This window comes from Streptomyces sp. TG1A-60, assembly GCF_037201975.1.
In the GTDB taxonomy this organism is placed as follows: domain Bacteria; phylum Actinomycetota; class Actinomycetes; order Streptomycetales; family Streptomycetaceae; genus Streptomyces.
On record NZ_CP147520.1, the window covers coordinates 7,141,104 to 7,154,570 of the forward strand.

General features: G+C 69.9%; 11 protein-coding genes. 6 read left to right on the top strand and 5 right to left on the bottom strand.

Annotation, left to right across the window (positions count from 1 at the left end):
- Positions 1–269: 269 nt before the first annotated feature.
- A complete protein-coding gene (locus WBG99_RS31420) occupies positions 270–464 on the top strand; it encodes a hypothetical protein (RefSeq protein WP_338899579.1) in 195 nt (64 codons plus the stop codon).
- Positions 465–575: 111 nt separating this feature from the next.
- Here WBG99_RS31420 and WBG99_RS31425 read toward each other — a convergent pair whose 3' ends face one another.
- The 3 genes from WBG99_RS31425 to WBG99_RS31435 form a co-directional block, all read right to left on the bottom strand.
- A complete protein-coding gene (locus WBG99_RS31425; protein ID WP_338899580.1) occupies positions 576–950 on the bottom strand; it encodes a DUF779 domain-containing protein in 375 nt (124 codons plus the stop codon).
- A 46-nt stretch (positions 951–996) separates the two neighbouring features.
- Entirely contained in the window at positions 997–2,475 is a 1,479-nt protein-coding gene (locus WBG99_RS31430) for an alginate lyase family protein (RefSeq protein WP_338900543.1), read from the bottom strand.
- A 183-nt stretch (positions 2,476–2,658) separates the two neighbouring features.
- On the bottom strand, positions 2,659–4,722 hold the full coding sequence (locus tag WBG99_RS31435) for a pectinesterase family protein (RefSeq protein ID WP_338899581.1): 2,064 nt from the start codon (positions 4,720–4,722) through the stop codon (positions 2,659–2,661).
- A gap of 383 nt (positions 4,723–5,105) precedes the next feature.
- Between WBG99_RS31435 and WBG99_RS31440 the strand changes: the two genes are divergently transcribed.
- The 5 genes from WBG99_RS31440 to WBG99_RS31460 all read left to right on the top strand — a co-directional run bounded on the left by WBG99_RS31440 (position 5,106) and on the right by WBG99_RS31460 (position 10,288).
- Positions 5,106–6,107, top strand: a complete 1,002-nt coding sequence (locus WBG99_RS31440; RefSeq protein WP_338899582.1) for a substrate-binding domain-containing protein — start codon at positions 5,106–5,108, stop codon at positions 6,105–6,107.
- 287 nt (positions 6,108–6,394) lie between these two features.
- The gene (locus WBG99_RS31445) at positions 6,395–8,791 is read left to right on the top strand and encodes a nitrate- and nitrite sensing domain-containing protein (RefSeq protein WP_338899583.1); all 2,397 of its coding nucleotides are present in this window, start codon (positions 6,395–6,397) and stop codon (positions 8,789–8,791) included.
- Positions 8,792–8,933: 142 nt separating this feature from the next.
- On the top strand, positions 8,934–9,362 hold the full coding sequence (locus tag WBG99_RS31450; protein ID WP_037704978.1) for a roadblock/LC7 domain-containing protein: 429 nt from the start codon (positions 8,934–8,936) through the stop codon (positions 9,360–9,362).
- 1 nt (position 9,363) lies between these two features.
- Positions 9,364–9,720: a DUF742 domain-containing protein gene (locus WBG99_RS31455; protein ID WP_257562714.1), complete on the top strand. Its 357-nt coding sequence runs from the start codon at positions 9,364–9,366 to the stop codon at positions 9,718–9,720.
- Positions 9,707–10,288, top strand: coding sequence for an ATP/GTP-binding protein (locus tag WBG99_RS31460; RefSeq protein WP_338899585.1), 582 nt, complete (start codon positions 9,707–9,709; stop codon positions 10,286–10,288). Before WBG99_RS31455 ends, WBG99_RS31460 begins: the two co-directional genes overlap by 14 nt.
- Before the next feature lie 16 nt (positions 10,289–10,304).
- On the opposite strand, the gene WBG99_RS31465 is transcribed toward WBG99_RS31460, so the two are convergent.
- Together WBG99_RS31465 and WBG99_RS31470 are read right to left on the bottom strand one after the other, a co-directional pair.
- The gene (locus WBG99_RS31465) at positions 10,305–10,910 is read right to left on the bottom strand and encodes a TetR family transcriptional regulator C-terminal domain-containing protein (protein ID WP_338899586.1); all 606 of its coding nucleotides are present in this window, start codon (positions 10,908–10,910) and stop codon (positions 10,305–10,307) included.
- A gap of 29 nt (positions 10,911–10,939) precedes the next feature.
- Positions 10,940–13,000, bottom strand: coding sequence for a discoidin domain-containing protein (locus WBG99_RS31470; RefSeq protein WP_338899587.1), 2,061 nt, complete (start codon positions 12,998–13,000; stop codon positions 10,940–10,942).
- Between the last annotated feature and the right edge of the window lie 467 nt (positions 13,001–13,467).

A 13,467-nucleotide genomic window follows, 5' to 3' on the forward strand; every position in this document is an offset into this window, starting at 1 on the left:
GGAGAACCGAGGGCGGTGGTCCGGCCGACTCCTGGCCCGCACCGGCTGCTTGCGCGGCTCGGGACCTCGACGGGCGATCTCGCGGGCCTCGCAGCGTTCCTGGACAGCGACCGGTCGGTGTGACCACGCGCTGTGCGAGACCGCACGTGGCGACATCGCCCGTCCGACATCACACGTTCGGCCGACACGTCAGCCGCACGGACGAACCCTCCGCTACGCCACACTTGCGGCCGAATGCCGCGAAGTCGGCGTGGCGGAGGAGGTTGACGATGGCCATTTCCATCTCTGTGGTGCTGCTGCTCGTGATCCTGACGGTGGTCTTCATGCGCAACGGGGCGCTGAAGTTCTCGCACGCCGCCGTCTGCGTCCTGCTCGGCTTCTACATGGCCGGTACGGGCCTCGCGCCGACCATTCACCACGGCCTCACGGCGACGGCGGACATCGTCAGCGGCCTGAAACCGTGACCCCGTGCGCCGTCACGGCCTCGTGAACACGCCGATGCCGTTCGGCACGGGGCGCTCGGATGGTGATGGCTCGTCGACCGTTCCGGGACTCGGGGGAAGTGCACGAGACGACTACCGGCCGGGCGGCTGCCCGGCCTCCACGACCCGGGAACGGATGAGGAAACGCACCCCTTCGGGTGCCTCCAGGGAGAAACCGCTGCCCCGGCCCGGGACGACGTCGACGATCAGCCGGGTGTGGCTCCACACCTCGTACTGGCCGCGGGACATCCAGAACCCGACCGCTTCGTCGACGCCGTCGACGCTCAGCTCCGCGAGGAGGACGTCCGAGTCTCCCGTACGGAACTCGCCGTCCGGGTAGCACATGGGGGCGCTGCCGTCGCAGCAGCCGCCCGACTGGTGGAACATCAACGGGCCGTGGGCCGCCCGCAGCCGCCGTACGAGATCGGCGGCCGTGGGGGTCAGCTCTACGCGCGGGACCACATCCATGGCCGTAGTGAACGCCTTGCCAGGTTGCGAGGACGTTGCGCGTCTGTCAGTTCTCCGGCCGGCCGCCCGGGCGGTTGCGGCGGCGCAGCAGGAGCAGGCCGCCCGCGAGGGCCGTGACTCCGCCCGCGGCGGTCCAGGCCGGGATGTCGGAGGTGCCGGTGGCGGCCAGGTCCTCGCCCCGCCCGCCCTGGGGGTTCGCGGAGGCGGCGGGGGAGGCCTCCGAGGCCCCCTTCTTCGAGCCGGAGCCGGACCCGGAACCGCTGCCGGTGCCCGAGTGGGACGCGACGTCGGGCGCGGCCGGCGGCGCGCCCGCCTCGGCCGCCGTCGCCTTGTCCCGGGTGAACGCCAGTGTGCCGTAGCCGAGCTGGTCGTAGCCGCCGCTGTTGGGGCCGTAGTCGCCGCCGCCGCCCTCGGGCGCGGACCTGGCCGCGATGCGGGTGACGTGCGAGGCGTCGAGGCCCCGGCGCTTGGTGTAGTGATTGGCGATCATGGCCCAGATGGGGCGCGTCATGTCCGGGTTGACGGAGGCCGCGTCGGACGCGGCCTCCCTGCCGGACCAGCCGTTGACGGCGCCCTTCGCGCGGGTGTTGGCCGTGTAGGCCACCTTGCCGCCCAGGCTCCACTTGGCCACGTACTGGGCGCCCTTGAGGAAGCGGTTGTCGTCGTAGCCGTACAGGTCGATGCCCTGGTTCCAGGCCATCTCGCAGAAGGTGCCCATGAGGCCGACGCCGAGCAGCGCGTGGCCCTGGTCGCGGCCGGCCTCCAGCCACTCGCCGAGACCGTCGTCGTGGACGACCGGGATGGCTTTCTTGACGGCGCCCAGACCCTCGCCGTTCTTGAAGTAGTCGACGGCGCGGGCAACTTGGGTCCGGTCGTCGCAGAAGATGCCGGTGGCCAGGACGCAGGCCATGGCGGTGAGGTCCCAGTTGGTCCAGTAGTTGGTGATGACGGCGCCGTTGTGCCTGACCAGGAAGTCGTCGCTGAGCGGGGCGAAGACGGTGGTCAGCATCTCCTGGAAGCGGTCGAGCTCGAAGCCGTCGTGGTCGCGGACGAGTTCTGCGGCGTTGGCGATCTGGTAGCCGTACAGGCCGGCGGCCAGGAAGCGGTCGGCGTTGCCCGTCAGTGAAGTGAGCTTCGCGGACCAGGCGTTGAGGATCGCGACGGCCGTGTCGGCGTGCGCGCCGTCGCCGGTGACGTGGAAGCGCAGGGCATTCTGGTAGGCGGCGTGGATGTCGTTGTACAGGGTCGCGTAGTTCTGTCCGGTGCCTCCCCGGACCACGGTCGCCTGCGGGTTGGCCCTGTAGTCGCTGCGGGCGTGCCGGTTGGCGGTCAGCTTGGCGAAGCCCGCCGTGTAGGGCTCGGCGCCCGCCTTCACCTTGGCCGCCATGCGGGCCAGGTCCGCCTTGGTGTGGAGCAGACCGGGATGCGGGTAGGCGCCGCCCGCCGCCGAGGCCGGCGTCGCCGCCATGCCTGTGCCGACGCCGGTCCCCGCCGCGCCCGCGGCGGTTCCGGCGATCTTCAGCATGCTCCGGCGGCTGATCTGTGCTGTCACGTCGGGGGTCCTCAGGTCTCGGGTACGTGTCGTGGCTCGGGCGCGCGTCGCGCGGGGGCCACGAACAGGAGACGCACCGGCCCCGGGCGGGATAACAGAAACCGGGGCGGTGCGTCCGCGAGGCCGAAAACCGTCGGTCGTGGTGACCGGAACGCGTCAGGCGCCGGGCGTCCAGCCGGCCAGCCAGTCCGCGACCTCCTGGTCGGCGGCCTGCGCGTCCGTCAGCATCGGGCGGTTGCCGCTCTCGCTGCCCGCCCCCGGGCCCCTGTTGTCGTACTCGGCGAAGCGGTCCTGCTTCCAGGAGAAGCCGCCCATGTCGGTCCAGGGCGTGGACTTGATCGCGGCGCTGAGGGTGGAGTTGCGGACCGTGGCCTGCGGGCGGACGGTCGTGTCGCCGCCGGGGTGCCAGTTGCGGCCGAGGAAGAAGCTGCCGGCGGACACGTCACCGTTGACGGTGGACCGGTTGATCAGGATGCCCTTGCGGTTCGCGGGCGTGCTCGGCGCGGTGACGTACCCGGCGGAGGTGCCGTTCCAGCGCTTCTTCAGGGTGATGACCGACTTGTCGACGACCACCGTGGCCCGGCCGAAGATGAAGTCGACGTTGCCCGTGACGTAGGAGTTGGTGACGTAGACCCGGCCGAGTTTGTCCTTGGCGGCGGTCTCCAGTTGCAGGGTGTCCTGGTCGCCGTTGACGATGACCCCGTCGAGGACGATCCGGTCGGCCCGGGTCAGCAGTGCGACCGCCTGGTGGCCGGAGAGGGACTGGTTGGCCTTCTCGTCGAAGTCGTTGGTGACGGTCAGGTTGCGGACCTGGGAGTCGTCGGACTGGATGGACATGGTGGCGCTGCCGGGCGTGCCGTAGGTGCCGGAGCCGTCCGGCTTCCGCATCCCGGCCGCGTTGCCGTACACGATCGTGGTGTCCTTGCGGCTGCCGCCCGAGCCCTGGATGGTGACATGCGGCTTGTTGGACGGGACCTTGACGACCTCCCGGTAGGTACCCGGCTTGACCGAGATGACGACCCGTGACGTGTTGTTCGCGGGCACGGCGTCGACGGCCCTCTGCACGCTGGTGTACTGACCGCTGCCGTCCTTGGCTACCGTGAGGGTGGTGGCCGCCGCGGCCCTGGCCTTGGCCGTGGTCGTCGTACCGATCGAACTCCTCGGGCCTGCACCGGACTTGAGCAGGGAGGGCACATCGGCCGCCCTGTCCAGGGTGTAGCTGTAGTACTTCTTGGGGTCGAAGGCAGTGCCGCCGCTCTCGTTGCGGCCGGAGGTGCCGGAGAAGACGTTGCCGCGCTGGACCACGGCGGCCGTGGAGTCCTTGGTGACCGGGTTCCTCATGCCCTGGAAGTAGCTGTTCTCCAGGACCATCCTGGTGTTGCCACGCGCGTAGTTGCCGTACGACGAGGCGATGCCCGTGCCGGACACGTCCTCCAGGAAGTTGTTGTACAGGTGCGCGTGGGCCACGTTGTCGGTGGACGGGTTGCGCTGCTCGGTCTCACGGAACCAGTTGTGGTGGATCGTCAGGTCGGCGGTGGTGTTCGTGGTCCAGCCGATGCCGAAGGTCTTGTTGTTCTGGCTCAGCTTGTTCCAGGACACGGTGACGTAGGTGGTGTCCTTGCGGCTGTCGATGAGGCCGTCCGCCATGTGCCGCAGGTCGTTGTGGTCGATCCAGACGTGGTGGGCGCCGTCCATCTGGATCGCGTCGAAGTCGTGGTCCTTGTCGTTCCAGGTGCCCTGGTAGGAGTCACGGATCGTCAGGTTGCGGATGATGACGTTGTGGACGCCCGAGCCGAGGAAGAAGCCCCCGCCGACGATGTGCCCCGAGGTGCCGGAGCCGACGATCGTCTTGTCCGAGGCGACCTTGATCTCCTTGCCCACCGGGTTCATGTTGATCGTCGCGGCGACGACGATGACGTACGGCTCGGCGGCGGTCGCGTACTTCTCCAGGTCGGCGAGGGTCCGCACGGTGACGGTCTTGCCGCCCCGGCCGCCGTAGGTCCCGTTCTGGCCGAGGGCGTTGACGGAGGCGAACCCGTCGGCGGTCTCGGCGGCCCAGGCCGGGCCGGCTGCCGCGGCCCGGGACACGGCGTCCTCGCCGAAGACGCCGACGACCGTGCCGTAGGCCATGGTTCCGGCGGCGGCCAGGGACAGGGGGACACCGGCCACGAGTGCGGTCTTCCTTCTGCGGTGGCGGGCCTTGCTGCGGTTTTCGCTCACGCGTCGCTTCCGTTCCGTGCGGGGGGATGGTCCGTCAGCCCAGCAGTCGCCACCGGACGTGCGGAGGTTGCCGTCCTTCGGCGCGATTTTCCGCGAGGTGCGGGGAAGTTCGAGGGTAGGCCGCAGATGGCCGAAAGCCGACCTTGGATGCGGGGCGGTGTGATGCGCGCGGCGAGCCGCGGCCGTTGACACGTGTGCGCAGGTCAGCGCCGGGCTGTCACAGCAATACATCGATTCTGTTGTTCACTTGACTACCTGGCGTCACACGCGATTGGCTCCGCCCAGCGAAAGTGAGCCAGTCATCGCACGTCATCGCGGTGATCGCGGTGACTTCGCCTCCCCTGACCTCACACGCCGGTCGCACAGCGAGGTGCCGCACCCTCATGAACCCACCACCCGCGCCCCACAGGGTCTTCACCGCCTTCCGTGCCACGGCGCTCGCCGCCGCGGTCTGCCTGACCGTCGTCGGCTGCTCCGTCTTCGGCGGACCGGGCTCCGACGTGGACAGCGGTGCCTCGGGCGCCGGGATGAAGGTCGCGCTGATCGCACACGGCGCCGAGGGGGACGAGTTCTGGGACCTGGTGCGCAAGGGCGCCGAGGTCGCGGCCGCCAAGGACGGCATCGATCTGACCTTCGTCAGCGATCCCGACCCCGAGGGACAGGCGAAGCTCGTGCGGGACGCGATCGCCGAGGAGGCCGACGGCATCGCGGTGACCCTGGCCAAGCCGCAGGCGATGCGGGGCGCGGTCGCCGAGGCCCGCGCGGCCGGCATACCCGTCGTGGCCCTCAACTCCGGCATCGACGCCTGGCAGGCGCAGGGCCTGCTGAGCTACTTCGGTCAGGACGAGAGCGTCGCGGGCCGGGCCCTCGGCAACGAACTGGACGCCCGCGACGCCGGGCACGCGCTGTGCGTCATCCACGAACGCGGCAACGTCGCCATCGAAGCCCGCTGCGCCGGAGTGCGGAAGACCTTCGGCGGCCAGACCGAGAACCTCTACGTCGACGGCACCGACATGGACGCGGTGACCGCCTCGATCGCCGCGAAGCTGCGCCAGGACCCCACGATCGACGAGGTCGTGACGCTCGGCGCGCAGTACGCGCTCGCCGCCGTGGAGTCGGTGAAGGACTCGGGCAGCAAGGCCCAGGTCGCGACCTTCGACCTCAACACGGACCTGGTCAAGGCCGTGAAGAGCGGCGCGGTGCAGTTCGCCGTGGACCAGCAGCCCTACCTCCAGGGCTATCTCGCCGTCGACGGGCTCTGGCTCCACCACACCAACGGCAACATCAGCGGCGGCGGAGTGGAGCCCGTGCTCACCGGTCCCGCGTTCGTGACCAAGAAGAACATCGCGGGGATCGAAAAGTTCGCGGAGAACGGGACCCGTTGACGTGCCGCGTGCGGTCCCCGGCGGCCCGCGCCCTGCGAGCGGCCGTGAACAGGCGAGCGGAACCCTGCGTTCGGGCATGACCGCACGCTGGAACCCAAGCATCCGGAACGGTCGTGTAACGGCGACGCCAAACTTCCGACCACCCCTGACACGTGCCCCCACTTGTGCGGATAACATCCTGCACATCCCCTGCGCGCCGTACTGACAGGTGTCCACCCGCCATCCGCGGACCCCTGTCTCCCCACCCCGGATCCCCTTCCGCTCCCCGCAACCGCCCAAGGACGACGATGCCCCCACGGACCGGCGCCCGGCGCCGCCTCGGCTCCATACGTCTCTCGCTGATCCTGCTGGCTCTGATCCCCAGCGTCACGCTCACCGCGAGCTGGGCCATGACGACGACACAGATGTTCTCGGAGGGACTGCGACTGCGCGCGCAGACCGGACTGAGCAAGTCCACCGGCGCCATGGGGACCGAAGCGACCCTCGCCCTGCAGCGCGAGCGCGCCCTCTCCGCCGCCTACATGGCGGCCCGCGGCAGTTCCATGGGGCCCCTGGAGGAGCAGCGCAGGCAGACCGACGCGGCGGTCGCGAAGCTGGCCGGACGCGCGGACGCGATCGACGAGGCCCCCGACCGCATCGGTGAGCAGCTGTACTCGGTGATGGCCGGCTCCGGCAGCCTGGAGTACTACCGCGACCAGGTGGACAGCCCCACCGACATCACCCCCGAGCAGATCCTGGACCAGTACACGGAGATCATCGACGGCCAGGTCCACGCCTTCCAGGAGCTCTCCCAGGTCGACGACGGCGACCTCACCTCGCAGGCCGGCCCGCTCGTCACCCTCGAACAGGCGGCGGAGCTGGTGTCCCAGGGGGACGCGATCCTCACCCTCAACTGGCCGGCCGGCCGGCTCGACGAGGCGACCCGGGAGCGCTTCGCCCAGGTGGTCAACGCCCGGCGCTGGCTCGTCGACAACCAGCTCGTCCCCTCGCTGGAGGGCGCGGTGAAGACCGAGGTCGAGCGGATCGTCCAGGGCGAGGACTGGCAGACGCTGCAAACCGTGGAGGACCAGGTCCTCTCGGCCCGCGCGACGGGCAGCGGCGCGTCCCGCACGACCGCGCTCCCTCAGGCCCAGGCACGCTGGGACGCCGCCATGACCAAGCTGTCCATGCAGTACGAGAAGCTGATCCGGGAGCAGACCACGGCACTGCTGGACCGCAGTGGCGAGGAGGCGCGCGGTCTGCTGATCAAGGCCGGCTCCCTGAGCGCCGGCGGTCTCGCCGCGCTGCTGCTGTGCGTCGTGATGTCCTGGCGCATCACCCGCTCGCTGTCCGACCGGCTGACCGGCCTCAGGACCGCCACCCTCAGCCTCGCCGAGGAGCGGCTGCCCGACGTCGTGGCCCGCCTCGACCGGGGAGAGAAGGTCGACGTGGACGCCGCCGCGGCCCCTCTCGACTACGGCACCGACGAACTCGGCCAGGTCGCCAAGGCGTTCAACGCCGCCCAGCGCACGGCCGTGCACACCGCCGTGGAACTCGCCGACACCCGGCGCGGCTTCCAGCGGGTCATCCTCGGCATCGCCCGGCAGAGCCAGAACCTGGTCAACCTCCAGCTCACCAAGCTGGACGAGCTGGAGCGCCGGCACCAGGACCCGGAGATCCTCAAGGGCCTGTACGAGCTGGACTCCACCGCGAGCCAGCTGCGCCGCTACGAGGAGAACCTGGTCATCATCAGCGGCGAGCGGCCCGGCCGCAGCTGGGCCGAGCCCGTCGCACTGATCGACATCCTGCGCAGCGCCGTCGGCGAGGTCGCCGAGTACCGGCGGGTGGAGGTGCACACCGACGACGACACGTGGATCGCCCCGCCGGCCGTGGCCGACGTGATCCACCTCCTCGCCGAGCTCATCGACAACGCGACCTCCTACTCGCCCGCGCCCAGCCCGGTCAGCGTCCGCGCCGCGAACGTGGCCAAGGGCCTCGCCCTCGAAGTCGAGGACCGGGGACTCGGCATGTCCGAGGAGGACTACGCCGCGTTCAACGCCCAGCTGGCGGTGGCCCCGCAGTTCGACGTGGTGGCGCTCGCCGACGACCTCCGGCTCGGCATGTTCGTCATCGCCCGGCTCGCCACCCGCCACGGCATCACCGTCACCCTGCGCGCCTCGCCCTACGGCGGCACCACCGCGATCGTGCTGGTCCCGGACGAGATCGTGGTGCGCGAGGCCCCCTTTCCCGACGAGGACGGCACCGACACGACGCCACCGCCGGTGCGGAACTCCCTGGTGGCGGCCAGGGTCGCCGCCGCCGAGCCCGTACGGCCGGACTCGGCCCCGGACCCGGGCGCGGACCTGGACTCGGCCCCGGACCCGGGCGCGGACCTGGAGCCGGCCGAACCCCCGGCCGCACACGGCCGGGCCGCCGACGCCGTCGAGGACGGGAACGGGGCGCGGTCGGCCGCCGCCAGGAAGCGCCTGGCCGGGAAGGAGGGCGGCCTGACGCCGTTGCCCCGCCGGATCCCGCAGACCAGCCTGGCCGCCGAGCTGAAGGAGGAGGCGGGACCCTGCCCGGACGGCGACGCCGACGACTTCACGGCCGAGCGCGCGGCCTCCTCGCTCGCCGGATTCCAGCGTGGAACGCTCCAGGCACGTGACGACGACGCGGAACCCGAGTACGCACAAGGGGAGGTCTGATGGACCTCCGCGGCGTCGCGACGCTCCCTCGCAACCCCCCGGGAGGAGTCCGCATCCGAAGACCCAGGAGATCCGGCCCCCGCCTCCGGCACCTGACGTCCCATCGACCTCCCACGCACACCGCTCATTGAAGGACACACAGATGACACGCCCCATCCCCGCCACGCACAGCCAGCTCGACCAGCTGCTCACCGGACTGGTCGACCGGGTCGCCGAGGTCGACCACGCCGTCGTGCTCTCCGAGGACGGACTGGTCGTCAGCAAGTCCACCGCGTTCCTGCGCGACGACGCCGAGCGGCTGGCGGCGACCGCCTCGGGCCTGATGAGCCTCAGCAAGGGCGTCAGCATGGACTTCCGCGGCGGCCCCGTGCGCCAGCTGCTCATCGAGATGGGCAACGCCTTCCTGATCCTCACCAACGCCGGTCCCGGCGCCAACCTCGCCGTGCTGACCCGGCAGGGCGCGGACGTCGGCGTGGTGGCGTACCAGATGAACATGCTGGTGAAGAAGATCGGCGAGCACCTCAGCGCGGCCCCACGCGCCGGTGCCGTCGCGGCCGACAGCGGCGAGTGAGGTGAACGGAGGCGACGCGGCGGGCCGGCTGGTTCGCCCGTTCACCCTGACGGGCGGCCGGACCCGGCCCGCCCGTGGCGACTTCACCCTCATCACCATGGTGGCTGCGGTGGACCCGCAGCCGGCCGGGGGCACCCGGCCGCAGCCGGAGCACGCGCGGATCCTCAAGCTGTGCGCGAAGCCGATCGTGGTGGCGGAGCTGGCCAGCAAGCTCGACCTCCCGGTGAGCGTGGTCGCCATCATGCTCTGCGACCTGCTGGAAGCGGGCCGGATCAGCGTCCGCCAGCCACGGCTGATCTCCCGTGCCCCCGACCTGGACCTGCTGAAGAAAGTGAGGGACGGCCTTGGCCGGCTCTGACGCCACCGCACAGGGGATCTCGGCGCCCGACACGGTGAAGATACTCATCGCCGGGGGGTTCGGCGTCGGCAAGACGACCATGGTCGGGTCGGTCAGCGAGATCGTCCCGCTGCGCACCGAGGAACCCCTCACCACCGCCGGCCTCGGTGTCGACGACCTCGACGGCATCCCGGAGAAGCAGGCCACCACGGTGGCCCTCGACTTCGGCCGGATCAGCATCGGCCAGGACCTCGTGCTGTATCTGTTCGGCACCCCCGGGCAGCAGCGGTTCTGGTTCATGTGGAACGACCTCGCGATCGGCGCCCTCGGCGCGGTGGTCCTCGTCGACGTACGCCGGCCCGAGTCCAGCTTCGCCGCCATCGACTTCTTCGAACGCCGCAAGATCCCGTTCGTCATCGGCGTCAACGGCTTCCACGGCGAACACCCCTACGAGCCGGACGTGATCCGTGAGTCGCTGGCCCTGCCGGAGAACACGCCCGTGCTGCTCTTCGACGCCCGGGAGCGTGCCTCGTGCCGTGACGTGCTGATCGCGCTCCTCGACCGGTTGATCGCCGCCTCGGTCAGCTGAGACCGGCTGCAGGGCCCTACGGGCGGACCTCCTCGCGCACGAGACCGGCCACATGGTCGGTGATCGTGTCGAGGATGTCCGCCCAGGCCGTGTCGTCGCCCAGGACCAGGAAGTTCAGGGTGAGACCGTCCGTCATGGCGGCCAGATAGCGGGCAAGCACGGGGACGGGCACGGTGAGTTCGAACTCCATGGACTGCCGTAGCTGTTCGATCATGTCGGCGTAGGTCTCGCGGTACATCGTGTACTGCCGCCGGGCCAGATGCTCGAACCCGGGCTCCCTGAGGGCGTACTGGGTCAGCTCGTAGGTGAGCATGTGCTCGCCCGGGTGGGCGGACACATGGTCCCAGTACGCCTGGAAACCGGCCCGGACGGTCTCCCTGAGCGTCTCCCGGGGCCGGATCGCCTCCCGCACCAGCGTCACGTAGTGCCCGGTGATGGTGGTGATGACGGACTCGATCAGTTCCTGCTTGGACTCGAAGCAGTAGTGGAAGACGCTCAGGGACACGCCCGCCTCGGCGGCGATGGACCGGGTCGTCGTCCTGGGGACGCCGTCCCGGGTCATCGCGCGGATCGCCGCCTCGGTCAGCTGTCTGCGCCGCTCGGCCGACGGCAAGCGTGCCATGTCCGGTTCCCTTCCCCCGCTGCCTCAGGTCAGCTGCTGTAGACGCCGACCTCGTAGAGGGAGTAACCCCAGTCCGTGCCGCGGTCGGTCCCCAGCATCCGAACATACCTGGCCGTCACACCGGAGAACGTGGCCGTGTCCAGGCCGCCGTCACCCGCCGTCGTGGACCACACGGTCCTCCAGGCCGAGCCGTCGGTGGAGACGTCGATCCGGTACGCCCTGCCGTAGGCACGCTCCCAGTCGAGGGTGACCTTCTTGATCACGCGTGAGGAGCCGAGGTCCAGCTTCAGCCACTGGCTGTCGCTCCAGTCGCTCGCCCAGCGGCTGCCGCTGTCGCCGTCCACGGCCCGGCCGGGCTGGTAGCTGGTGACGGGGTTCGACTCGGACGAACTGGCCGTCGCCGTCACGCCCCTGGCGAGGTTCACGCCGGCCTGGTGGGCCTCGGAGGAGCCCCAGGTGTCGAGGTAGGACTCGGCGCCCTTGAAGAGGTCGTCCACGACGCCCTGGCCGCCGACGAGCCGGATGTCCTCGATCCAGTCCGGGACCATGCCGACATGGGCGGCGCCGTCGGTGTTGTAGTTCCAGGTGCGCTGACCGGTGGTCTGCCTGTCGATGGTGGAGCCGCCGTCGACGCTCTTGAAGGGATACGTCACCGGGTTCGAGGTGTCCGCGCCGCGCGGGGCCGGGTGGTCGCCGATGCCGTTGAAGTCCGTGCCGAAGCCGTAGCCCACGTCGTACTTGGCGCGCAGGGCGTCCGTGCGCTCGGCCTCCTCGCTGAACTCCTCGGAGCCGTGCATGTACTGGGCGACGAAACCGCCGACGGCGTAGACCCGCTCGGTCCAGTTCAGGTCCATCCAGCTGTGCGAGGACAGGACGCCCGGGTACGACGCGGCCTCGAACATGTCCAGGACCCGGCCGGTGGCCTTGACGCTCATGTGGTCGATCTCAAGCATCATCTTGCGCTTCATCAGGCCCTGCACGGCGTACTCGCCGAGATCGGTGAGACCGCGCACGTTGCACTGCGCGTCCTCGTCGTACTCCGGCACCTCCGTGCCCTTGGGCAGATCCCTTTCCGCCTCCGTCGACGCCTCACCGATCGGGTTGTCCTTCTGCGGGCCCCGGCACTTCTCGGTCTTCCAGAACGTGCCGGTCGACAGGAACTGACCGACGTTGATCGCCGTCCCGAGACCGTGCTCGTCGAAGCGGACACCGCACAGCGCGTTGTCGAACTTGTGGCACAGGAACATGCTGCGCACACCCAGGTCGTACAGCTCGTCGAGGCCCTGGTCGATGTCCTTCTTGCCGCACTGCGGGATGTCGAGGATCTGCTTGCAGCCGAACGGCTCGGAGGTCTCCACACCCAGAACGACCGCCAGCTTGCCCTGCGCGATGACCTCGCGGGCCTGCGCGCTGTCGGTGACGATCCGGAACCAGCCCTTGCCGGTGCCGCCGTACATCGCGTCGATGTACGCCTGCAGGTCGTACGTCAGCTTGGCCTGGAGCCGGATCGAGGTCATCTCGTCGCAACCGCGGTCCTTGAACGGGTAGATCGAACAGATCATGCCGTTGGTGACCAGGTCGTTGACGAGCACCCGCTGCCCGCCGCGCCAGGCGCGCTCGATCCAGGCGTAGTAGTTCGCCTGGTGGGTCAACGAGTCGTACGCCGGCCAGTCCTTGAAGGTCGGGTAGCCGACCGGGTCGTGCTTGCCGTCGCCGCCGTGGGTGATGTAGTCGAAGAGCGCGAGGCTGCCGTCGGGGTAGTGCTCGGGGCAGTCCTTCAGCGCGTCGGCGATGCCCGACGTGGAGAACACCTTGCCGCAGATGAGCCGGCCGCCGAACGCCTCGTTGGAGAACAGGTGGTTGTGCGCGTCGACGAACCCGCGCACGTCGCCCGCCGGGTCGGTCCCCTTGAACGGCTCGCCCGTGACGTTGATCTGGGAGTCGGGCGACGGCCGTGAGGTGGGCTGCCACCAGCCGGGGGCGGCTGCCGAACTCGACGACGGGCTGAGCAGCATGCCCATCGCGGTGAGGAACAGCGCCAGCACCATGAGTGGTCTGCGTCTGCGGTGGGCGCGTGGAGTTCCGGTCATGACTCACGTCCTCGGTCGGGTGGATGCGCGGTCGATCGGCCAGACCTTGCGGGACGCGGGGAACACCACGACGCCAAAGCCCGATTGTCATGGCTGGCACAAGCGATGTGACGAGAATCGCCACTGGCGTGATGCGAGTCAATAGTTCGGGACGGTTGACCTGATGGCACGCGTGGGCATACGCCTGAATGACGTTTCGTCAAGACCGCGTGAACGGGCCAGTGGTTGTTCAGGCCCGCGACACCGCGCGACGACAGGGTTCAGGGAGCTGCGCGGTTCATGGCGCTTCCCGGCCACCGTCGACGGCTCCGCGGACAGCCGGACCGCCGTTCACCGGTGCCGGGCGGGACGCCGTCGACCGCCGCGGCGGTCCGGGCGGGTCTGCGTCACTGAGCGCGCGCGAAGACTTGACGTGTACTCGGCCAAATGGGTTCATGGGAGCGCTCCCATTCGCGTCCACACCCTTC